General features: G+C 44.5%; 18 protein-coding genes and 2 riboswitches. Of the genes, 13 read left to right on the top strand and 5 right to left on the bottom strand.

Annotated features, from left to right (window positions below; all coding sequences use genetic code 11):
• The first annotated feature begins 1,006 nt into the window (after positions 1–1,006).
• From sunA to QNO02_RS23290, 5 genes are all read left to right on the top strand, one after another.
• Positions 1,007–1,249: a sublancin family glycopeptide gene (gene sunA / locus QNO02_RS23310; RefSeq protein WP_289390190.1), complete on the top strand. Its 243-nt coding sequence runs from the start codon at positions 1,007–1,009 to the stop codon at positions 1,247–1,249.
• Between the two features lie 214 nt (positions 1,250–1,463).
• Entirely contained in the window at positions 1,464–3,560 is a 2,097-nt protein-coding gene (locus QNO02_RS23305) for a peptidase domain-containing ABC transporter (RefSeq protein ID WP_289390189.1), read from the top strand.
• A 14-nt stretch (positions 3,561–3,574) separates the two neighbouring features.
• Positions 3,575–3,991: a thioredoxin family protein gene (locus QNO02_RS23300; RefSeq protein ID WP_289390187.1), complete on the top strand. Its 417-nt coding sequence runs from the start codon at positions 3,575–3,577 to the stop codon at positions 3,989–3,991.
• 24 nt (positions 3,992–4,015) lie between these two features.
• On the top strand, positions 4,016–5,296 hold the full coding sequence (locus QNO02_RS23295) for a SunS family peptide S-glycosyltransferase (protein WP_289390186.1): 1,281 nt from the start codon (positions 4,016–4,018) through the stop codon (positions 5,294–5,296).
• On the top strand, positions 5,263–5,685 hold the full coding sequence (locus QNO02_RS23290) for a disulfide oxidoreductase (RefSeq protein ID WP_353959075.1): 423 nt from the start codon (positions 5,263–5,265) through the stop codon (positions 5,683–5,685). The genes QNO02_RS23295 and QNO02_RS23290 overlap by 34 nt, the downstream gene beginning before the upstream one ends.
• Before the next feature lie 140 nt (positions 5,686–5,825).
• Here the strand turns inward: QNO02_RS23290 and gcvPB are convergent, their stop codons facing one another.
• From gcvPB to gcvT, 3 genes are all read right to left on the bottom strand, one after another.
• Positions 5,826–7,265: an aminomethyl-transferring glycine dehydrogenase subunit GcvPB gene (gene gcvPB, locus QNO02_RS23285; RefSeq protein WP_289392869.1), complete on the bottom strand. Its 1,440-nt coding sequence runs from the start codon at positions 7,263–7,265 to the stop codon at positions 5,826–5,828.
• A 137-nt stretch (positions 7,266–7,402) separates the two neighbouring features.
• Positions 7,403–8,758 (bottom strand): aminomethyl-transferring glycine dehydrogenase subunit GcvPA, encoded by a 1,356-nt coding sequence (gcvPA, locus tag QNO02_RS23280; RefSeq protein ID WP_289390184.1) that lies wholly within the window; start codon positions 8,756–8,758, stop codon positions 7,403–7,405.
• A complete protein-coding gene (gcvT, locus tag QNO02_RS23275; RefSeq protein ID WP_289390183.1) occupies positions 8,755–9,891 on the bottom strand; it encodes a glycine cleavage system aminomethyltransferase GcvT in 1,137 nt (378 codons plus the stop codon). Before gcvT ends, gcvPA begins: the two co-directional genes overlap by 4 nt.
• 216 nt (positions 9,892–10,107) lie before the next feature.
• Positions 10,108–10,208, bottom strand: a riboswitch (glycine riboswitch).
• Positions 10,209–10,211: 3 nt separating this feature from the next.
• A riboswitch (glycine riboswitch) is annotated at positions 10,212–10,334 on the bottom strand.
• Between the two features lie 344 nt (positions 10,335–10,678).
• Here gcvT and gcvH point away from each other — a divergent pair.
• The 5 genes from gcvH (at position 10,679) to QNO02_RS23250 (ending at position 16,659) form a co-directional block, all read left to right on the top strand.
• Entirely contained in the window at positions 10,679–11,071 is a 393-nt protein-coding gene (gene gcvH / locus QNO02_RS23270) for a glycine cleavage system protein GcvH (RefSeq protein WP_047844042.1), read from the top strand.
• 419 nt (positions 11,072–11,490) lie between these two features.
• Positions 11,491–12,945, top strand: coding sequence for a PTS mannitol transporter subunit IIBC (locus QNO02_RS23265; RefSeq protein ID WP_091027715.1), 1,455 nt, complete (start codon positions 11,491–11,493; stop codon positions 12,943–12,945).
• 38 nt (positions 12,946–12,983) lie between these two features.
• Entirely contained in the window at positions 12,984–15,086 is a 2,103-nt protein-coding gene (locus tag QNO02_RS23260; protein WP_289390180.1) for a BglG family transcription antiterminator, read from the top strand.
• On the top strand, positions 15,083–15,517 hold the full coding sequence (locus QNO02_RS23255) for a PTS mannitol transporter subunit IIA (RefSeq protein WP_017686856.1): 435 nt from the start codon (positions 15,083–15,085) through the stop codon (positions 15,515–15,517). Before QNO02_RS23260 ends, QNO02_RS23255 begins: the two co-directional genes overlap by 4 nt.
• Positions 15,514–16,659 (top strand): mannitol-1-phosphate 5-dehydrogenase, encoded by a 1,146-nt coding sequence (locus QNO02_RS23250; RefSeq protein ID WP_289390178.1) that lies wholly within the window; start codon positions 15,514–15,516, stop codon positions 16,657–16,659. Before QNO02_RS23255 ends, QNO02_RS23250 begins: the two co-directional genes overlap by 4 nt.
• A 60-nt stretch (positions 16,660–16,719) precedes the next feature.
• Here the strand turns inward: QNO02_RS23250 and QNO02_RS23245 are convergent, their stop codons facing one another.
• Both QNO02_RS23245 and QNO02_RS23240 read right to left on the bottom strand, forming a co-directional pair.
• Positions 16,720–16,971 (bottom strand): cysteine-rich CWC family protein, encoded by a 252-nt coding sequence (locus QNO02_RS23245; protein WP_289390176.1) that lies wholly within the window; start codon positions 16,969–16,971, stop codon positions 16,720–16,722.
• A gap of 140 nt (positions 16,972–17,111) precedes the next feature.
• Entirely contained in the window at positions 17,112–19,115 is a 2,004-nt protein-coding gene (locus tag QNO02_RS23240) for an endonuclease MutS2 (RefSeq protein ID WP_289390175.1), read from the bottom strand.
• A gap of 527 nt (positions 19,116–19,642) precedes the next feature.
• Between QNO02_RS23240 and QNO02_RS23235 the strand changes: the two genes are divergently transcribed.
• The 3 genes from QNO02_RS23235 to QNO02_RS23225 all read left to right on the top strand — a co-directional run bounded on the left by QNO02_RS23235 (position 19,643) and on the right by QNO02_RS23225 (position 24,133).
• Positions 19,643–21,979, top strand: coding sequence for an AraC family transcriptional regulator (locus tag QNO02_RS23235; protein ID WP_289390173.1), 2,337 nt, complete (start codon positions 19,643–19,645; stop codon positions 21,977–21,979).
• 282 nt (positions 21,980–22,261) lie between these two features.
• A complete protein-coding gene (locus QNO02_RS23230; protein ID WP_017686861.1) occupies positions 22,262–23,215 on the top strand; it encodes an ABC transporter permease in 954 nt (317 codons plus the stop codon).
• Between the two features lie 45 nt (positions 23,216–23,260).
• Positions 23,261–24,133 carry a carbohydrate ABC transporter permease gene (locus QNO02_RS23225; protein WP_133385864.1) on the top strand — a complete coding sequence of 291 codons (873 nt, stop codon included), beginning with the start codon at positions 23,261–23,263 and terminating at the stop codon, positions 24,131–24,133.
• Positions 24,134–24,172 lie beyond the last annotated feature (39 nt).

Genomic DNA, 24,172 nt, shown 5'->3' with positions numbered 1-24,172 from the left:
ACGGATTCTTTACTTTTCCGACGATCAGAAAATCGATCTACCGATGGCGAATTTACCACGAGTTTCTGCGGTTTCTTGACGCCTTCTTTGTGCAGGAGAACCTGTAACATGCCGAGACCGCGCCGCCCGAAGTTTTTCCTCCAAGGTAACAGCCATTTGGTTTGGCCAATTACCGAGAGATACCGAAACTGTATGGGTCTCCTCATAAGCATTCTGAGCTTCTTCCGCCGGAATAGATGCGATGAATCCGTTCGCTCAAACTCATGGAAAATGGTCGAAAGATACCTACCCAGCTCTTTTGCAATTGCTCGTAAACTTTGGCCAAGTTTTTGCAGGATTTCCTAACTTGCTGCGTCGATTATGGTGAGATGTGCGTTACTCATTGTAAATTCTCCTAGAGTGAATGTGTGTGAACTTTAATTCTACACGAATCTGACATGGCTCCTTTTATATTTTTTATAGGTGTCGCAATTCATATTACAACCCTTTATTTTATAAACTGAAGTCGAATCATCCCCTTTTCAAATAAAAGATACGATGCTACCAGTGCACATCGGTATTCAATCGGTGCGAGTTGTTTAAGTTTGGTTTGATGGCGTCGAGTTATAACCGTAGATGATGTAATCGTCTGTCAAATGTCCGCTACAACTTCACTGACTTGAGATGCGAAAAGAAGCATTTGATCATGCCTTTTCCAGACCAGGCGCTTAGCTAGAGTGGCTGTCTTTCACACCTAATGTATCAACTGAATATAGGCTGGGTTTATAACTTTAATAAAATTACTACTTTAATAATTAATAAATAGGTTTATATTATTACATAAGATTATTCTGTACTTAATGAGTTTTGTAATACGATAATTATAGAGTATTAAAGAGTAAATAGAAGTTTTTTTGATGAAAGTTAGCTTTAAGTACTTAAAATATAAGAATATAAATTTGTAAAATTATACAAAACTATGATACAATATATCTGTTGTTTAAATAAATATTAGGAGGTTTTACTTGTGAAAGAACTTATGAGAGAATTAAACATGGAAGAATTGGATTTATTTGAAGGTGGGAATGGAGCAGCTGTCGGAGGGGTAGTTGGTAACGGCAGTGGCAATGGAAATGGAAATGGTATTGGGGCTGCACAATGTGCTTATTTTTGGACATTATGTGTTACTGCAGCTAGTGAAAACCTCGGATCTCACGGAGGTTGTGGCAGTACAGCTGCCAATTGCAAATATTACCATGACTTCTGTTAATAAAATATAACAAAACATAACTAAAAAGAAATTTCATTCTAGAATGAAATTTCTTTTTAGTTATTGATATCAATGCAGAATGCTGTTGGTCGTGTCACTCAGTTAAACCATCTTTAAAGTAAGGTAAGATGAAGTACATAAACTATCTATTGGTTTACGTAGGACTTGAGGAGGCATAAAGACATCGACTTCTAAGCACTAAAGGGAGAGTATTGTGTCTAAAGCAAAATTTATCCATACTAAACAGACAAAAAAGTACGATTGTGGTGTAGCATGCGCTTCATCAGTTTATAAATTCTATGGTTATGACTATAGTATTGATTTTCTCTCAGATTATCTTGCCTCAAATAACAGATACTCTTTAAAAGAAATGATTTTTTTATTAGGTATTGAAGATCACCTAAAAACCAAAATCGTTGAGATTGACAAAACTAGACTGGAAGAAGCACTACAGACCGTAAAGTATCCGTTTATCGCTATGTCTAGTTTGAACAATGAAGGACACTATATCGTGATCTATGACTGGAGTCCCCGTAATAATAAATTGACAATAAGTGACCCTAACCATGATAATATTACTTCAATTTCATTAGCGCAGTTTGAAAAAATGTCTAATGGAATCTTTGTTTTAATTGAAGGTCAACCCAATCCAGTAAAGTCTGATCTTCATAAGAGTTCTTTTTTAATTTTGATCAAAGAAATCGTTATGAAAAACTTAAAGAGCATAATCTTTGCTTTTTTAGCTTCGGTACTAATTGTGATCTTAGCTATCGCAAGTTCCTTCTATTTTAAATTAATTGTGGATTATATCATTCCCCGGAATTTAGATGGTTTTATATCTCAATTGAGTTTTTTATTTATAGGGATTGTATTACTGCATGGTTTATTCATCTATATAAGAGGTCGTTTTATCATTAAGTTATCCAATAACCTAGATAAGTCGTTTTCAAGAAGTTATTTTGAAAAAATAACGAGGCTTAAAGTTTATTTTTTTGAAAATAGAGCTGATGGTGAAGTCATATCTAGATTCAATGATGTTTCCTTCATCAGGGGATTCATAAGCGTCACATTTATTTCGGCCCTGTTAGATTTCGTAATTGTACTTTCATTAGGCTTTATTATTTATAGGTTCAATGCCCTTCTTTTTGTTGTTGTACTCGCCTTTATTTTGATATTAACTGCACTCACCATCTTGTTCTATGGCTCTATCCAAGCGCGGAGTAGGGCGTTCATGCTCACTAAAGCTGAAACGAATTCATATCTGGTTCAATTTATTAAATATATGCCGACTCTATTTTCATTGAATAAAAAGAAGTACTTTTTGGATCGCTTCCATCATGTATTTGAGGGACAATTAAAGGCAATTTTGAGAGATCAAAAAACCGATAATCTCTTCTCTACCTGCAAATTTTTAGTGCAAGGAATATTTTCTATTGCATTCATCTCTATAGGTGCGCAGCAAATCATAGCGGATTCTCTAACATTAGGGGATTTACTGTTTATTAATTCTTTAGTTATCTTCATGATGAGTTCTTTCGAAGGTTTATTAACACTTCAATCGGATTTTCAAAAAGCAGTGGTTTCTGCTTCGAGATATATGGATATTTTGAATTATCCTGAACTCAAAACCGGCGAAAATAAATTAGATATAGATCATGTGAGCAGCATTAAAATCAACAATATGTCTTATCGTTTTCCAAATAACAAGTGCATATTCGAAAAGGTTAACCTAAATATTAATGCTGGGGATAAAGTAGTTTGTGTAGGCGAGAGCGGTGTAGGTAAAAGTACATTTGCAAAACTTATCGTTGGATTGTATGATTCTGAACCTCATCAAATTTTGATTAACGGTGAGGATCTTCGCAATTATGCTGAGGAGAGCCTAAGGAAAGAAATCATGCTGATAGACGAAGCCCCATTCATATTTAAAGGTTCCATTAGAGAGAATTTGACGATGGGGGATACCTTCAGTGATGCGGAAATATTATATGCTTGTAGAGTAGCTGAATGTCTAGATTTCATCTATAAGTTTCCAGGTGTTCTGGATTATATGATTACTGAAAATGGGGCCAATCTCTCTTCTGGACAAAGACAACGGCTGGCCTATGCAAGAATGATCTTATTGAACCCCTCAGTTATTGTATTAGATGAGGCGTTAAGTAATGTAGATGAGTCGAGTTTGAAAAAAATATATGATCACATGATTCAAATGGATGCTACTGTAATTTATATTACGCACAATACCAATTTGATTGAGAAGTTCGATAAAAAGGTGATTTTTGAAAATAATCTAATCTATGAAATGAAATAAGAAGGAGTCCGACCATGAATAAAAAGCTGATCTCCATTACGCTTGCTGTCGTTGCTGTATTTCTTTTAGTTTGGGTCATAAATTCAGAAACGCTAGAAAAGCCAAAATATGAAAAAATATCACTCCAAAAATATGAAGATAACTTAAGTAGTGGACAGAACTTTATGATCTATGTTTACAAGGCCAGTTGCGTCGTTTGTCAGGAAGTAAAACCTTTTATCAATGAAGTGATTGAAACTGAGAATGTCAATATGTTAGCCCTGGATGCTGATGAAGAAGGAAATCTTAATGTGAATTTCTTCAAAGAGCACAATCTGGAGAAATCACCTACGATTCTTTATTATGAGGCAGGTCAAGAAAAAGATCGTTTGGAGGGGTATCAGACAAAAGAAGAAATAAGAGAATTCGTGACAAAATATATAAAAAGTTAATCTGCTAAAGAGGAGGCTTGTACAGTGTATCTAAATGAACTTAAATCTTCTCTTAACTTTTCGGTTTTAGAGAGTAAATTGAGCGAGGATCTAAAATTAGTATCCGGAATCCCTGAAGAATTCAATATTAACTTAAATGGACAGCAACTCAATGACTGGGTTGATTCCTACAATAGATATTCATGTCCGACCATTGCATGTGGAATATTAACTTATAATGAAGAAAATAGAATAAAGAGATGTTTGCAAAGTGTAATTGATGAATTCGATGAGATTATTGTACTGGATTCTTTATCCTCAGATCAGACGGTTGAATTAATTAAGGAAAACTATCCTAAAGTGAAGGTAATTACAGAGAAATGGAGGGATGATTTTTCATTTCATCGTAATTTACTAAGATCCTCTGCGAATTCTGAATGGATATATTATATCGATTCTGACAATACTTACGATCCCACCAATGAAGGTAAGATTCATAGAATTGTAAAATTACTCAGTTATATTGGTTTTAGTGGCGTTGTAAGTCCAGTTATAAAAGAACATGATGGTCATGTTTATACAGATAATCGGAAACTTTTTTCGATTAATAGCAGAATACGATACTTCGGAAGAGTTCATGAAGAACCTCTGTTAGAGAATGGTCAGTCTCCGATGCATGTTACTATGGAAATTCTAGTTCATCATGATGGTTATGATCCGCAAAAGGTCAATATGAAGGATAAAACAAACCGAAATTTGAGACTAACCCAAATGATGCTAGAAGATGAGCCTGGACATCCCAAGTGGTTATATTTTCAAGCAAAGGAAGTTTATTATACTCAGAATAACTTTAATATTGAAGAGGTAAAGTCTATTCTTATAGAAGCTATTAAAAGATACGAATCTTCAGAGTATAAAAGATACTTACCGGAAGCTATATTGTTTTTGTGTGATTTATTAGTTAGAACTAATTCCTACTCCAAATTGAGTAAGTATATAGATTTGTTAGAACAAATCTCACCAAGTTGTGTTGATGTTGATTACTACAGAGCTGTTATAGTTCTACAAGATATAAATGTCCGTACTACGAAGTTGGCTAACTATGTTAAAGAGTCTTTACACGATAATAAAAAGTATAGCTACATTAACTCTACCAAAGACCATATTAGATTGATGTTAATTAATATAATGTGGCTAATGAATAATTGGGATGAGGCCAATAAAATAAATCATGAAATAAGAAGTGAGGAAAAAAAAATCATCTTTTCAAATATGTTGAATGAAATAAATGATTGGTTAAGCACTCTGAAGGAGGAAGAACGTTGATTCCAGCAAGTTTCTTGGTTTCTTTAGTAGCAATGCTTGGAAGTTTGTACTTTAGTGAGATTGCAGGGTTAATTCCTTGTAAGTTATGCTGGTATCAAAGAATCCTAATGTATCCTCTACCGTTAATCATCGTAATTGGTGCAATAAAAAATGATCCATATCTTAAATATTACACCCGTTGTTTTTCAGTAATTGGCATAATTATTGCGGGCTACCACTACCTTATTCAACTAAGTGTGGTGAAAGGTACATCGTGTGGATTTGGTACCGTTTCTTGCGATCAAGTCTATGTGGAATATTTCAACTTTCTTACAATACCATTAATGTCTTTGATAGCGTTCATATTAATATTTATAAGCTCTTTTATAAAGGATAAAGTCAAATCCTAATGAGGAAATTGTAAAATCGTAATAATTTATCGATCCCTCAATATATTAGATAGCCCTTTAAGTGTATAAAATAAAACTAAAACAGCAACGACCTTTTCCTGTTCATGGATAATGTCGTTGCTGTTTTTTTATTCTCTTATTTAGCTACAAGCACAGTTCAGTACAGGTTTGCGGGCAGCGGTGGTCTCATCAAGACGAGTGACCGGTGTTCCGTAAGGTGCGTTGAGTACCAATTCTGGTGTCTCTTCCGCTTCTTTGGCAATGCGTATCATCGTATCAATGAATCCATCCAACGTTTCTTTACTTTCGGTTTCGGTCGGCTCGATCATGATGCATTCCTCCACGTTGAGCGGGAAGTACACCGTAGGTGGGTGATATCCAAAATCAAGCAATCGTTTGGCAACGTCAAGTGTGCGTACACCATACTGCTTCAACCCCCGTCCAGACATGACGAATTCATGTTTGCACACACCCGGATATGGAATCTCGTAGTAAGGGGCGAGACGGGCCATCATATAGTTAGCATTCAGTACCGCACATTCAGAGACACGGCGTAACCCTTCCGGTCCATAGGTACGAATGTAGGCATAGGCACGTACCAGAATACCGAAGTTGCCGTAGTAGGCTTTCACTCGACCAATGGATTGATCTCCTTCACGATCGAATGCATACATACCGTCATCATTTTTGATCACCATTGGCTTAGGCAGGAACGGAACTAAACGACTCTTCACGCCGACTGGTCCGGCGCCTGGTCCACCACCGCCATGAGGTGTGCTCATCGTTTTGTGCAAGTTCAGATGCACCACGTCAAAGCCCATATCACCCGGACGGGTAATGCCCATAATGGCATTCGAGTTCGCCCCATCGTAGTACAGCAAGCCACCAGCCTGATGTACGATGGATGCAATCTCCTGAATGTCTTTCTCGAACAAACCAAGTGTATTTGGGTTTGTCAGCATCAATGCTGCCGTATCCGAACCGACTGCTGCACGGAGTGCATCCAGATCGACCAATCCGTCTGCACGAGACGGAATCGTCACAGTCTCAAATCCTGCAACGGTTGCACTTGCCGGGTTGGTACCATGCGAAGAATCGGGCACGATGACTTTGGTACGTTGTTCGCCACGACCTTCGTGGTAAGCACGAATCATCATGAGTCCAGTCCATTCTCCATGGGCACCAGCGGCTGGTTGCAGGGTCACAGCGTCCATACCTGTCAGACCTGCAAGGTCATTTTGCAATGTATATAACAGTTCAAGAGCACCTTGAATGCTGGATTCGTGCTGGTACGGATGGATTTTGGCGAATCCATTGTAACGGGCCACGTCCTCATTGATCTTCGGATTGTATTTCATTGTACAAGAGCCCAGTGGATAAAATCCGTTATCTACCCCGAAGTTGCGGCGGGACAGAGCGGTATAGTGTCGAATAACATCTACCTCAAACACTTCCGGCAGTGCTGCTGTTTCCGAACGGAGCATTTCCCGGGGAATCAACGTATCGGCAGCCTGACGAGGAACGTCACATTCTGGCAAGGAATAAGCGACACGTCCAGGGCTGCTGAGTTCAAAAATCAATGATTGTTCCGAAGCAGGAGATAAGGTCTGTGCACTAAATGTTGTATCCGTCTCAGGTTGAACCGAAGTGGAGACAGAGGTACCTGTTTCCGATAGTCCTTGTACCGATGTTGTCGTTGTTGTCGTCGTTTCCTGAGTCACAGCGATCCCTCCAATGCTCGTGCGAATTCGTCAATCTCTTCCTTAGTGCGCCGTTCCGTAACAGCAATCAGCATATGTCCGGCAAGCTCCGGATAATCACGTCCGAGTTCGTACCCACCAATAAAGCCCGCATCCAGCAGTTTCAACTGAAGAGCATCCACGTCGGTTCCTTCAGGAAGCTTAATAACAAACTCATTAAATGTTGGTGCATTAAAAGTAAGGCTAACTCCAGGAATCGCAGTTAATGTATTCAGGGTGTAATGACTCTTTTGCAGATTCAGATCCGCGACATCGATCATGCCCTGTTTACCCATGATGGACATGTACACAGATGCGCTGAGTGCAAGCAAAGCCTGGTTGGAACAGATGTTGGATGTCGCCTTTTCGCGGCGGATGTGCTGTTCACGTGCTTGCAGTGTGAGTACAAAACCACGCTTGCCGTTGCGATCGGTGGTCTGGCCTACAATTCGGCCAGGAATTCGGCGCATATGAGGCTGGGATACGGCGAAATATCCGCATGTCGGACCGCCGAGTGAAGCGGCGATGCCGAGGGGCTGCGCATCACCTACAACGATGTCGGCACCCAGCTTGCCTGGGGCTTCCAGCAGACCCAGCGATAGCGGGTTAGCACTTACAACGAGCAGGCCCTTGTGCGCATGCACGAGGTCGGCAGCCTGCTTCACATTTTCCACAGCACCAAAGAAGTTCGGACTCTGGATCATGACAGCAGCGGTATCGTCCGATATGGCGGCTTGCAGGGCATCCCAATCAGTGACGCCATCCTTATAACCAATCTCGACAATCTCCAGACTTAATCCGTGCGCATATGCCTGCAATACCTGACGGGCTTCCGGATGAACGGTACGAGATACGATAAGCTGTTTGCGACGCGTTGCCGCTGCGGCCAGATTACCTGCTTCCGCAAAGGCAGTTGCACCGTCATACATACTGGCATTGGCTACAGTCATACCTGTTAATTCACAGATGTAGGATTGAAATTCGAAAATGGCCTGTAGTTCACCTTGGCTGATCTCAGGCTGATATGGTGTGTAGGCGGTGTAGAATTCGGAACGGGAAATGACATGATTGATGACGGAAGGAACATGATGATCATATATGCCTGCGCCGAGGAAGCTGGCATGTGTTTCGAAATTGGCGTTGGCACCAGCTTGTTTGGACATGTGACGTGTCAGTGCATATTCATCGAGTTTGGAGGATACGGGCAGTTCGCCCTGATAACGGATCTCTTTTGGAATGTCCTGAAACAGTTCCTCCAGCGTATCCACACCGATGGTTGCGAGCATGGCGCTCTGATCTTGTTCAGTCATGGGAATGTAACGGTGCTTGCTCATGCTTGATCAGCTCCTTGAGTAGGTGTCTTTGACGTACGTGTCCGTTTATGAAAAGGGGTCTTCACGACCTCGGCTTTTAGTTTCTTGCCGCGGATCTCAATCTCAAGCGGGGTTCCCAGCGCAGCGTATTTGCTGTCAATGAGGGCCAGCCCCAGATTACGCTTCAATGTAGGTGATTGTGTGCCTGTCGTCACTTCGCCAATCTGTACGCCTTCGGCGTAAATCGGATAGTGGGGGCGGGGAATACCGCGCTCCAGCACTTCGATGCCGACCAGTTTACGGGCGGGCCCGTCAGTTTTTTGCTGTAACAAGGCTTCGTGTCCGATAAAAGGTCCGGCATTCAGCTTCACAAACATGCCAACGCCAGCTTCGAGTGGAGAGATGGTTGCCGACAATTCCTGTCCATACAGGGGGAGCCTCGCTTCAAAGCGCAGTGTATCCCTGGCACCAAGTCCGGTCGGTACCAGTCCGTAACCTTCACCAGCTTGCATTAATCCATTCCACACCGCAGCAGCCTGGTCCGCAGGTACATATAGTTCAAAGCCGTCCTCACCGGTATAACCTGTACGGGACAACAGTAATTTAACGCCGCATACCTCTGCCTGCTGTACAAAACGGAAAGGCTCAATCGAGGATACATCCGTATCTGTAACTTTCCCGATAATATCTACAGCCAGTGGACCTTGCAAGGCGAGCAGCGCCGTCTGCTCCGAATCGTTAGTCATGCTTACGCCAGGGATCAAGTGCTCTTGCAGCCACGCCCAATCCTTGTCGATGTTGGAGGCATTAACAACGAGCATGTAATGCTGATCTTCCAGCTTATACACGAGCAGATCATCCACCACACCGCCATCTGGATAACACATCAGGGTATACTGGGCTTGACCCGGAACGAGCGTGGTCACATCATTGGTCATCATTTGTTGCAAAAAAACTTCAGCCTGCTCACCCTGTACTGTGAATTCGCCCATATGGGATACATCGAACAGTCCAGCACGCTCACGTACCGCTTCATGTTCTTTTTGGATTCCGCTAAATTGCACCGGAAGCTCCCAGCCTCCAAAATCAATGCACCGTACGCCTTCGTATTGCTGATACAGTGGGAAGAGTGGTGTTCTAAGCAAATCGGACATCAAATCACCTCGTCATGGGCCGTCAACTGGCCGGATATACAATCGTGGATCAATGAACCAGGGTATTTTTACATTTTTCAGCAGAGATTTTTCGTAGATAAGTATGGTAAGGCAGCTATGACAGCGCCGTTCTACATCCTGTTTTTCGTTTTTTGGGAAAAAGGAAAAGGACAGGCCAAAGAATCGGCATGCCAAGTAGCACGCTGTATTCTAAGGCTCTGTCCCTTGTACCTGAGAGTTACCCCGCTGCGTTGTGCAGCAGGTTTCCCCTTGGGTGATCATAACGCCCGCACAGGGCGAATAGATGCTCTCCAGAGTTGCGTCCCGTAAAAGTCCTTTTGCCTGAGAGATTCACCCCCGCTTATCGGTGGTTTACTCCTTCGGCGTTACCTCATGTACATCCCGAATCGGGTGTCACGGGTAATCTCTCCCTTTACATTCATCCGCGGGTATAACATAGTCCAATAAACACATTTACTCCTCTCATTAAAACGTGAATCCACTACCGATGTCAAGAACGATGTCATAGATTATAATTAAAAACCGAATATTTAATTTGGTTTCAATTTTATTGTTCGTGTATTTAAAAAGACTGCGCTTACTATTCTAATATTCACCAGTATATGAAGAAAGAGTGTAATCGGGTTACAGGATTTAGAGGTGATCAATAAATAAATTGTGAGGTATCTTGACATTTGAATCAAAAATATCATACGCTATGTTCTGGGAAAAAGGTTAAGGTCAAAGAACGCATGCACTCATTTAATGAAAAGCGAGGCGGATATCGATGAGCGAATTGAAAAGTGATTTCCTGTACAGTGAAGAGCACGAATGGGTGCAAACCGTAGGGGAGGATACTGTACGTATTGGCATTACCGAGTTCGCGCAGCATCAGCTGGGTGACATTGTGTTTGTGGAATTGCCTGACCTTGAAACCAATGTAAAAGCAGAGGACAGCATTGGAACGATTGAATCGGTCAAAACGGTTTCCGACTTGTTCTCTCCCGTCACAGGTTCAATTATTGCAGTCAATGATTCGTTGCAGGACTCCCCTGAACTTGTGAACAGCTCTCCTTACGAGGAAGGTTGGATGATTGAGATTCGTGTTGAGGGAGATCTGACAGCAGCATTGTCTACATTGATGAATGCAGACGCGTATCGTAAACATACGGAAGAATAGTATCAACGAACTTGTACTTATTAACATATATTTTATAAGCAAATGAAATGAGTTTCATATTGTTTCGACCTGTGTGAGCCGGATGCTTGCACAGGTTTTTTGTGCTTTCCAAGAATGGTTTTGAATGTAGATTTGAGCAGATTGTGGATGTAAATCATCTGATTGGACCAAGCTATAGGTTAGAAAATGACTCTGGAAATGATAAAAGTCATAGGCAAGAAAAACCTTGTGTACCAATGGGTTCAGCCATTATGCATCGATTAAAACGATTACATAACCTAATGTTGTCATCATTGTTCATGACGAAAGTACGCTTTCATTTCATTGAACAGGAGAGCATTCTCGCTTAGGATTACAGCAGGGGAGAAATGATACCCCTTTCATAAATCATAATCACTTGATCCAAGGAGGATAATACAATGAGTAATTTGGACCAATCGTCCAATTCCAAAGGTGGGCTACGGGTAGGTGTGCAGCGTTTTGGCCGTTTCCTGAGTGGTATGGTCATGCCGAATATGGGAGCGTTCATCGCCTGGGGATTAATTACGGCCATGTTCATTCCAACAGGCTGGTTCCCTAACGAGACACTGGCACAGCTAGTCGATCCGATGATCAAATATTTGCTGCCACTGTTAATCGGTTACACCGGGGGTACGATGGTGCATGGTCAGCGTGGTGGTGTCGTGGGTGCCATTATGACCATTGGGGTCATCGTGGGTAGTGATATCCCGATGTTCCTAGGTGCCATGATTGCCGGACCACTGGCAGCATGGATCATCAAAAAGTTTGATAAATCGATCGAAGGTAAAGTTAGAGCCGGATTTGAAATGCTGGTTAACAACTTCTCAGCCGGTATTATTGGCGGGATCTTGGGGATTTTTGCGCTACTGGGCATCGGGCCTGCTGTAGAAGCAATTAGCAAAGTATTATCTGCCGGGGTACAAGGCTTAATGAATCTTGGTTTGCTGCCGTTGGTCAACCTAATCATTGAACCAGGTAAAGTATTGTTCCTGAACAATGCAATCAACCACGGGATTCTAACACCAATTGCAACAGATCAAGCGAGAGAATTAGGGCAATCCGTATTATACATGCTTGAATCGAACCCGGGTCCGGGACTTGGTATCTTGCTTGCTTACTGTTTCTTCGGACGCGGAATGGCCAAATCTTCTGCACCAGGTGCCGTTATCATTCATTTCTTCGGGGGAATTCATGAGATCTACTTCCCTTACATTTTGATGAGACCGATTCTGATTCTTGCCGCAATTGCGGGTGGCGTCGCAGGTACATTAACATTTATGCTCACCGGAGCAGGACTTGTTTCAGCACCATCACCGGGTAGTATTATCGCGTATTTCCTCTTAACACCGAAAGGTGGATACCTGCCAATGCTTGCAGGGGTGCTTGTAGCAGCCGTCGTTTCCTTCCTGGTAGCAGCAGTGTTGCTGAAAACGGGTAAACAAAAGGACGAAGATCTGGAGTCCGCATCCAGTCGGATGAAAGACATGAAGAGTCAAGGAACCGTGCCAAACGCTGGCATTACGGCTAATCATCGTGAAGCAGACAGAGCCGCAGATATGGCTTCTTCTACAGTCAAAACAGACGTGAAGAAAATTGTCTTCTCCTGTGATGCAGGGATGGGGTCGAGTGCCATGGGTGCTTCCATTCTACGCAAGAAGATGAAGGCAGAGGGGATTGACGTTACGGTGACCAATACGGCTATCAGTGATATCCCGCCGGATGCAGATGTGGTAATCACACAACAAATATTAACCGATCGTGCCCGCTCCGTTGCGCCGAACGCAGAACATATATCCATCGACAACTTCCTAAAAAGCCCGGAATACGATGCGCTCGTTGAACGTCTAAAGTAATTGTACGCATTTGTTTTCCCTGAGCCGGAGGCTGAGATATGAGTATTACCAAAAGACAACGTGAAATCGTGGAGTTTCTGCTGGAGCATCCACATGAAGTCACTGCCGGCGAAATCGCCGTTGAAGTTAAGGTCAGTACCCGAACAGTTCACCGGGAGCTGCAAATGATTGAACAATGGCTTGAACCTTTGGGCATGAGGCTGGAAAAAAAATCAGGAACCGGTATCCGAATTGATGCTGGTTCCGATGATCTGGCTATATTGCGCCAGCAACTAGAGGGTAAAGAATATGTAGAGTTTACGCCGGAAGAGCGTAAGCTCTTCATGCTTTGCATCCTGCTTGATGAACCGGAGCCTGTAAAGTTGCTCGCCCTGGCCTCGGATCTGAAAGTGACCGTATCCACCGTAACCACTGATCTGGACGATCTGGAGTCACGGATTCGTCAGGCGGGACTGAAGCTGGTTCGCAGACGTGGATATGGCGTCAAGATTAATGGAAGTGAGACGATTCATCGCACAGCCATAGCTGCACTTGCACTGGAATTTCTGGATGAGTCCGACCTGTTCGGAAGACAACCTGAACAAGGGGGCTCCATCGTAAACCAAAAACTGCTGGATATGATTGGACACGGTGATGTGCTTACGATCGAAAATGCGTTATGGCAACCAGACATCGAATGGCTGGAGAACATCCCGGAACGCCAATACATGAAGTTGCTGATTCAATTATCCGTAGCGGTTGTACGTATTCGTAAAGGCATTGGCATTGGCCGTATGTCTCCACGAGAGAAAACGGGAGATGCAGTTGCAGAGCAGGATGAGATGAAGGTTCCACCTTATATGGCTTCCCGCTTGTGTGGTGTGTTATCGACCCAGCTGGGGCTGACATTCTCCCAAGATGAGCAAGCTTATTTTCACAGACTATTAGTTGAGACAGAGCAGCGGATTCACTCTTCGCGGCTGTTGCCAATAGACGACTTGATTTTACTGGACAGGGTACATTCACTGATTGATCAGATGCAGGCGAGGACGCATTACGCCTTTCATGAGGATCGTTTGCTTCGTGAAGGTCTGCTTGGTCATATGCAACCTGTCATGGAGCGAATTGAAGGACAACAGATGATTCGTAATCCGCTTTTGCAGCAGATTCGCAAGGATTATGATTCCCTCTTTGAAGAGGTCAAAAAATCTGTGGGGCAAGCTTGGCCAGGCACAGACGTTCCGGATGAGGAGATTGGTTTCTTGGTTATGCACTTTGGAGCTTCCATCGAGAGGTTACGTGCATTGAAACGGGAGATCAGGGCGATCATCGTGTGTACAAGCGGAATCGGATCATCACGCATGCTTTCCAGCCGATTATCCAAGGAGATTCCCGAGATTCGGATTATGGATAGCGTGTCCTGGTACGAGGCTGCCCGGATACCTACAGATCAATATGATCTGGTCTTATCTACTGTTGATCTGCCGATGGATGAGCATCAGTATTACAAAGTGAGTCCACTGCTTACGGCAGAAGAGAGCGAACGTCTGCGTCATTTTATCCGAACAACAACGTTACAACGACAGCATAATAAGCCCCGTGAAGCAGAGGTTCAGACGACAAGTCGTTACTCTGACCCTGATGGAATGGAAGCTATTTTAGTTGAAATCGTCCGAATTATTGGCAAGTTTCAGGTGTACCCGCTGGATAATCAGGACATCGGGTTCTATAAAACGGTGTATGCGATGTGCAACGTACTCCATGGATCTGGTGTGCTAAAGGAACCGGGGGAGATCGCAAAACGGTTGGAGGCACGTGAGGCAGTGGGGAGTCAGAAGATTCCCGGCACAAGACTTGCGCTGTTTCATACACGCAGTGAGGGGATCTACAGGCCGTCCATTAGCTTGTTTCAGCTCACTGAGCCACTCCTTCGTACGCCGGATGATCCGGCAGGAGTTACCCATGTCCTCTTGATGCTCGGTCCCAGAGAATTATCCAAGGAAAGCCTGGAGGTTCTCAGTGAGATCAGCGCACTGTTATTGCAGGAAGAAATGATTACATTGCTGGAAAAGGGAATTAGGGATGAACTCATTCATTACCTGTCCCAGGAACTTGTTGGATTTTATCGCAGTAAAACCGAAATTGGAGGTCAACCATTATGAGTATGTTAACAACAGATAAAGTCATCATGAATGCGACGGCTCAGGACAAATACGAAGCGATTCGTATGGCAGGGCAGATTCTGAAGGATGCAGGACATATTACCGCTGATTACATTGAGAAGATGATTGAACGTGAAGAGATTGTCTCGACCTATGTAGGGAACGGCTTGGCTATTCCGCACGGTACGAAGGAATCCAAAGCTTTCATTTTATCCACAGGTATCTCTGTCATTCAGTATCCTCAAGGTGTTGATTTTGGCGAAGAAAAGGCTTATATGGTCATTGGTATCGCGGCTCAAGGCGGGGAACATATGGAGATCCTGACTAGCATCGCGGTGATCTGTGCTGAAGATGAAAATATGGAGGCCCTGCGTTTGGCTAAAACTGCCGAAGAAGTTATTGCTATTCTGGAAAGTGAAATGGAGCTATGAAGGCCCTACACTTTGGCGCAGGTAACATTGGACGCGGGTTTATCGGCTTGATTCTGTCCCGTGCGGGCTATGAGGTGGTTTTCTCCGACGTAAATCAGAACTTGGTTACAGCTCTCCAGCAACGGGGGCAGTATACGGTGGAACTGGCCAACGAGAGCAAGGATCAGGAGACCGTCACAGGTGTAAATGCAATCGATGGAACCCAGCTGGAGACGGTTGCCCAAACGGTGGTGGAAGCTGATCTGATTACAACCGCAGTGGGTGTGGGCGTGCTAAAGCATATTGCACCAGGTATCGCGAAGGGACTTGAGAAAAGACTGAATTCCGGTCCTGCTCAAAACCCGCTTCACATTATCGCTTGCGAGAACGCCATTGGAGCCAGTACACAATTGAAAGAACATGTATATGCTCTGCTCAATGAAGAGGTACGTTCCCTCGCAGATCAGTACATTTATTTTCCCGACTCGGCCGTAGACCGGATTGTGCCTATTCAGCACCATGAAGACCCGTTGCATGTACAGGTGGAGCCTTTTTACGAGTGGGTGGTGGATCGTTCCCAGATGGCTCCTGCATTCAAACCGGTTGAGGGCATTGTATATGTCGATGATCTGGAGCCGTATATCGAACGGAAGCTGTTCACTGTTAATACAGGACACTGCGTTGCAGCATATATCGGTAATGTGCACGGGTATGACACGATTCAAAAGGCTATTGCCGATGAAAAGGTGAAATCGATTGTCTACGGTGCTTTACAGGAAACTGGAAAAGTTCTGGTGAAGCGTTTTGCATTCAACCCGGAAGAACATGAGCAGTATATTGTCAAAATATTGGGACGGTTCGTCAACCCGTATCTCACCGATGAGGTTACTCGAGTTGGTCGTTCCCCGCTGCGCAAGTTGTCTCCGAATGATCGTCTGGTTCGCCCGGCCCTTCAGGCCTATGCGGATGGAACTGATACGACTTATCTGGCTATGGGTATGGCAGCAGCCTGCAAGTTCGATGTCTCCGATGATCCGGAAGCAGTTGAACTGCAGAACATGATCCGCCAGAAGGGGATTACAGCTGTACTGCATCATTATACGTCCATGGATGAGCATCATCCGGTGCTTGAACAGGCTGTTGCCCAGTATAACCAAATGTAAGAACAGTGGCAGCCAGTTAACAGTATAGATGAGGCATAATGAAGAAGAGCCATACAGTTGTTAACTGTGTGGCTCTTCTTTTGGTTGGCTTTTATCGGCATATTCGTCCAAACAGCGTTGACATACGCACGATTTTCGGCGCTGCTCTGCCGGAATGCGGTCAAACACACCCTCGGGGAAAGTAGCCCGGTTACACCAGCATTCCGAATGAGGATGTCCTGCGGCATAGGAACAGCGATTAGCTTCCCCGCATAATGGGCAGACAAGAACATCGATATGGATGTGCTCTTGATCGTCTTGTTCTGCAGACATTCAGTTCTTCCCTCCCTGTGCAATAGCTACGAGCTGAAGTTAAACATACTGGTCCCCAGTATAACAGAAATGTGCCGGTGATTATGGATTTCACTCTGTATATATGACTTCCAGTTCACCACATCTGTTTCTCCCATCGGCTATTCTTCAGGCGGTAATTCGATCTGTAGGCCTTCCACATGTTTGCGTCCCATCAACTTACGCTTCTTTCGATTTTCCTTTGTTTCTAGCACAATGTCCAAGTCATAATCGTCACCCGGATAAAGCTCATCGGCTGATATATGCAGGGTCAGGCGTTTCTTATGGATTTTGACTTTGCGTCCTCGCAGCATGACCCCGATATTTCCACGGCTATCCTCGACATCACAGACGATGCCCGACTGATTAAGATAGGCCGCATACACCCGATCCCCTTTGCGAAAAGTTTTGGCAGGAGCAGGAGAATCCGACTCTCTAGTTGTTGTCTTTTTGTGGGGACCGATTGAATCCTTTGACTGTTTCGACTGGTTCCGCTTGGATAACTCTGCTGGGCCGTCTGCTTCTGCAACGGAACGATCAGGCGTCAGGGCCGGATTTTCCAAAGGAGGTGATGTGAACACTAATGTACGATCTCTTGAAATACTTTGATCGGACAGGGACTTGGATCGCTCGATAATTCGCTGTGGCATGCCCAGCTTTAATGCGATGGAATAAGCATAGCTCTCACCAGCTTCTCCGATATGCAATCGATACAGCGGCTGGAGAGAAACGGTGTCAAATTCCATACGGGCATTTTCGAATCCTGGCGTGGCAGCGGCAAAATGTTTGATTTCACCAAAATGTGTTGTTGCCACAACGGTTGCTCCGCGGCTGTGAAGTTCCTCCAGCATGGCGATAGATAGTCCAACACCTTCACCGGGATCTGTGCCGGAAGCCATCTCATCAATGAGCACCAGAGTTGACGTATTGGCCTGTTCCAGTATGCCAATCATATTGCGAATATGTGCAGAGAATGTACTGAGTGCTTGTTCCAAACTCTGCCCGTCACCAATATCAACCGCTACCTCGTTATAAACAGCCATCTCGCCACCTTCCTCCACCGGAATAAGCAAACCAGATTGCATCATCAGGGTTAACAAACCAAGTGTTTTGAGTGCGACCGTTTTACCCCCTGTATTCGGGCCCGTTATAATGAGCGACGAGTACGTTTTGCCGATTGCAAAATCAAGGGGAACCATGGAAGAACCCATGAACGGATGACGTGCACGTTGAAGGCTAATGTGGCCCTGAGTATTGACTCGAACGGTACGTCCGTCCATGGTGGCCGCATATTTGGCTTTGGCAAACAGGAAGTCCAATACACCTACCGTTTCGGTGTTCAGTGCGATTTCACGGTTATACGATTCGGCCAGGGAGGTTAAATCACCGAGAATTCTCATCTCCTCTCGGGACTCCTCCGCTTGTAGAGCGGCCAATTCCATCTGTAAACTTACTAATTCAACAGGTTCGATATATACGGTTTGCCCGCTCCCGGATTCATCCAGTACACTGCCTTTCACCTGTTTACGGAACTCTTTCTTAATGGGCAGAACCGTTCTTCCTCCCCGTTGGCTGATGACATGTTCCTGCATAATGGAGCGATGTTTACTCACCAGAGAATCAAGTTTTCGTTTCATGCGTTCCGCATTGACCGTTATTTTTTTACGAATACGAATGAGTTCCTTGCTCGCCTGATCCTGAATGCGTCCACTATGGATGCAGCGCTCAATCTCACTCAGCAAAGGTTCGATCAGAATCATGGATGCTGCATAACGACTGACGGTGGGAGCGGCCCCAGATTTGCCCTCCATGTACTTCATGAGTTGTGCACAGCTCCGCAGGAACTGAGCGAGATGACTGAAGTCGCGTTCACTGAATAGATAACCGGTGCCAAGCAGATCCATAATGGTTTCCATTCCGTCGAGTGAAGGGAGGGGAATACTGGCCCCGAAGCGAATCAACGCAGCCGCTTCTGCAGTTTCTTCCAGGCGAATCTGAATAAGGTGAGCATCTACCATCGGTTTTAGTTCTCTCGCATAACGTTTGCCCAGGTAAGACAGGGCGCAGTCTGCAACGTTTTTTTGAATTTGTGGATAACCCAGACTGTTTAATGTGTTTTCATTCATGCGTAATCTCTCCTTGAATTTGAATTGGAATTTCAGTTGATGCGCTGAAACATATTCCTGGAAAACGCAAAAAGGGCGGAGAATGAACAAACGTCATTCTCCGCCCTAAATATATGGGAAAGCAGAGTCCACTACAGGTCTATATTAAAAAATCCGCGCTGAACTCAGCGCGGAAATAGACCCGGACAATGACAATCCCGGAGGCGATTTATGATATCCGCTGTTCTTAACTAAGTACAGGGATCTGGCGCATCATGAAATACACGTATGCCATATGGGCACAAGCGCAATGAAAGGCCAAACTCCTGAATATGAAACTTGGTTAGTTAAGAACATTCACCGACATTAAAAATCTCTCCTTTGATTGAGGAATATGCAACCAATATAAACTGGAAATTGGTTTGAAGTCAACCTTTAGAATAAATGAGTGGACTTGAATAAGAATGGGTTTTAAAATAACAATAGTAAAATAATCCAATGAAAGCGATTTAATTTAATGAACCTATGTATAAAGGAGGATGCTCTTCTTGCCTAAGTATTTACTGCGTTTGCTCTGCTTTACCCTGATCCTCGGAGCCCTTCCGGTCATTGTTATTGGTTCGGTCTCGTATACGATTGCATCACGTGACATTGAACAGAAAGTGCGTGAGAGCAATCTTCAGATATTACATCAGACCCAAATGAGGGTAGAACAAGTTCTGCGCAGCCTGCAATTATCATCCATCCAGTATGTTAATTCGCCCCTGGTACTACAAGCGATGAAGAAACCACTAGACAGCAGCGAGTTTCAGGAGATTCGTGATCTGACATCCGGTTTTAACAACTTGCAAGCGGTTACGAACATTGACCAAGCCTATCTGGTTAATCTGGATGAAGATTGGGTTGTTTCGATGCGTTCTTTTGGCAAATTGGATGATTTCAGCATTCGAGACCGAATTGGCTCCTACCTAAGTTATACCAACAGCCTGTTCTGGGTCACTCAGAATGCCAGTTCAGCCAAAGAAAGTGTACCTGTGTCAGCAGGTATGGGTGAACTAACACCCGAACAGGCACCTACCCTTATATCATCGGATAATGTGGTCAGTATGGTATTCAAAATCCCGATGATACCAACCAATGTGAAACCAAAGGGATTTCTTGTAATTGATATCGCCGATACGGAACTGAGTACCTACTTGAGCCGAAATACGAATTCTGGAGATATGTACGTTCTGGATCGGGAGCAAAAGTATTTTCTGAACGATATGCAGCAAGGCGGGAAATATGACGCACTGAATAAAGAAATTCAGGAAATGGTACAAACGACGGCCCAGCCAGAGGGTTTCTTCAGTGCGGAGGTGGAAGGTAATCAAGTGGCGGTTAGTTATAGGCAATCTCCGCTCAATGGCTGGTTATACGTGTCCGTTGTATCTCTTGGACAGATTACGGCCCAGTCACAGAAAATTGCATTGGTTACCGGTATCGCTACACTGGTCATGTTATGTGTAACGGGATTGTTCGCCATATACGGCAGTCGGCGGATGTACTCACCGATCTCCAGACTGCTACAATTTACGAAGGGGTTGGATTCCCCAGTTGCTCCGTCAGGACGCCGACAGGATGAATTTATTTATATTGAGGAGCAATTGTCAACCTTGTTCAGCTCGGAGAAAACGATGCGTGAGCAGATGAAGGGGCAGCATGTGCACCTCCAGGAGTTTTTTATGACCAAACTGCTCACAGGCAAAATCTCGGAAGAGGATTTCAGATATCAGGGAGAATTGTACGATTTCCCGACAGGGTGGGCAAATCTTGGCGTACTCATGCTCCAGATTGATACCTTGGAAGGGACACGATATGAGGAACAGGATCGCGATCTGCTGCTGTTTGCTGTCAACAATATGGTAGGTGAGCTCCTTCCTTCGGCAGTTCGGTTCACCCCTGTCATGCTGGATGATGCTCAGGTCACCGTTCTTGCCTCCGAACTGACGGATGAGGTGAAGCTGAAGGAATGGATGCATACCCAGGCAGACTGGATTCGCGAACGTGTCGTGACTTATCTGAATCTGCCCGTAAGTATCGGCATCAGCCGTTCCTATGCTTGTATCGGAGATACGCCAAGAGCGGTTCAAGAGAGCCGAGAGGCTCTGCAGGGCCGGGTAAGTCTGGGCAGCCGTATTATTTTGCATTACGAGGATATACAGCCACGTGGTCAGATGGAGGCCGCGTTGTATACCCAGTTACGTATGATCGAGGATCAGCTTGCTTCTGCGCTCAAGCAAGGAGATGAAGAGAAAACGGACGCCTACTTTAAGCAATATTTGGGACTGCTTGCAGACAAAAAACTTCATTTCAGTGAGTACCCCGTCATAATGGTTCAGTTATTGTCTCGTGTATATCAGCTTGTGCAGGAGCAGGGCGGGGATGTAGCTGAAGTACTGGGTGAAAAAGCATCCATGTCACATTTGCTGAAATTGTCCACATTGGACGAAATGACCAATTGGTTCCGCAAGCGGCTGTTCCTGCCAGTCATCCGTTTCTGGCGAGAACAGGAAGAATCCCAATACATGAACATTGCGAGACGTATGATTCGTTTGATCGAGGAACGTTATGACCGTGAATTATCGCTGGAAGCCTGTGCCGCGGAGCTTAATTTTCACCCTGTCTATCTAAGTCGGGTATTCAAGAAGGAAGCAGGAGTCAATTTTACGGAATATCTCGCAGAGTATCGTATGGAAAAAGCAAAGACATGGCTGCAAACAACAAATCTTAAAATATCGGAGATTGCCGAGAAATTAAACTATACCAATCCAACCGCCTTTATCCGTACGTTTCGCAAAATCACAGGAACAACCCCCGGCAAGTACCGGGAGCAACAGCGATAAAACAAACCTGCTCTGCCCGCCATGGCAGGCAGGCTTTTTTATGTTCGGATGAAGGAAGAAGACCACTTTCCTCTATGAAGTTAAGACAGGAATATGGAGGTTGAAAGCAGTTCATTGCGCCTTTAGATTCTGTGAGGGAAATGGACTAAACCCTTGCTACATAAGGAAAAACAAAAGGCTAAAACGAGACGATAGCCAGTCATTCGTTTATCCTCCACAATGAAGACATGAATTCAGGAAGTGATATTTTGTAATCGTTTCCAATGTGGGGAGGAAGACAATATGAAAGCCGAAACGGCGGCTCGAACACGGCCCGCTACCCGCAGTGACAAAAACCTGCTGTGGAGGGACATTATCAAAAACCGGTGGCTGTATATCATGTTAATACCGGGTGTGCTTTACTTTGTTATTTTCAAATACATACCCATGTATGGCATCACGATGGCTTTTCAGGATTACACGCCTTACAAGGGCATCTTGGGAAGTGACTGGGTAGGGTTCAAACATTTTCAGCGTTTCTTCGGAGAACCGCAGTTCTGGACATTATTTCGGAACACCTTTTTACTTGCCATTTATAACATTGTATTCTTTTTCCCACTGCCGATTGTACTGGCACTCATGATGAATGAAGTTCGCCGTGAACGCTTCAAACGATTTGTACAAACTCTTGTTTATGTTCCACACTTTGTTTCTTGGGTTGTTGTTGTCGGTGTGTTCTACATGCTGTTCACAACTGAGGGTGGTGCGATTAATGAATTGCTCTATAACCTGACTGGACAAAAAGTGGCGTTCCTACTTGAACCCGGATGGTTCCGCACCATGATTGTCGGACAATCCATCTGGAAAGAAGTCGGTTGGGGCACAATTATCTTCCTGGCTGCGCTTTCCGGTGTGGATACACAGCTCTATGAAGCTGCACGGATTGATGGTGCCAATCGTTGGCGCCAAACCTGGCATATTACGCTGCCGGCCATTCGCAGTACAATCGTCATTTTGCTCATTCTGCGTCTGGGCAACTTCCTGGATACAGGCTTTGAACAGATCTTCCTGATGCTGACTCCGACAAACCGGGATGTGGGCGAGGTATTTGATACCTACGTGTACACGAAGGGTCTTACACAGGCACAGTACAGTTATAGTGCTGCTGTCGGGTTGTTCAAATCGGTTGTCGGACTGGCGCTTGTCCTTGGTGCCAATACGCTGGCCAAAAAATTCGGGGAGGAAGGCGTCTACTAACCCTCGGGAGCAGACGTTCTTCACCAGACAGGAGTGAACATTAAGATGCAACAGGATAAAACGTGGGGCAACCGGATCTTTGATTTTGTGAATCATGGCTTGCTGCTGTTGATTGGAATTGTGACGGTCATCCCGTTCATTTATATTTTGGCTGTTTCATTTACCAGTCCACATGAAGTAGCTAAGGGAGGGTTTATTCTTTTTCCAAAAGAGTTCTCTCTGGCTGCGTACCGTTACATTTTCTCTACAGATACCTTGATTCGCAGTCTGGGTGTATCGGTCTATATTACCGTGATCGGTACCTTCATTAACCTGCTGTTTACGTCACTTATGGCGTATCCGCTCTCCAGAAGATATTTGCGTGGACGCCAGCCTATTTTGCTCGGTGTATTGTTCACGATGCTCTTCAGTGGGGGGATGATTCCAACATACTTTGTCGTGAAATCCTTGCACCTGACGGATACGTTATGGTCGCTGATGCTGCCTACTGCTATTAGTGCTTTTAACTTGATCGTACTCAAAAACTTCTTCCAGGCCATTCCCGACGAACTGGAGGATGCAGCCAAAATTGATGGATGTAACGATGTCGGCGTATTGTTCCGGATTGTACTGCCGTTGTCCATGCCAGCCATGGCGACATTTTCACTCTTTTACGCGGTGGCCCACTGGAACAGTTTCTTCAGCGCTGTTATCTATATCAACGATAGTGAGAAGTGGCCTGTCCAAGTCTGGCTACGTGAGATTGTCATTCTGGCACAGAGCCGAATCGGAGATACAAGTATTGAAGAGACCGAGATCCAGCCGCTTACCATTCGCATGGCGGTTATCGTATTCTCCACAATCCCGATTATGCTGGTGTATCCATTCCTGCAAAAGCACTTTGCAAAAGGAGTGATGCTGGGTTCGGTGAAAGGTTGAGTCGTCACATGGTTCAAAGTCAGTTCAGTATGACTGTAT

Source organism: Paenibacillus sp. PK1-4R (genome assembly GCF_030369595.1).
Taxonomy (GTDB): Bacteria; Bacillota; Bacilli; order Paenibacillales; family Paenibacillaceae; genus Paenibacillus.
Note: the sequence above shows the minus strand (reverse complement) of the source record. Positions and strands in the feature narration are given on the sequence as shown.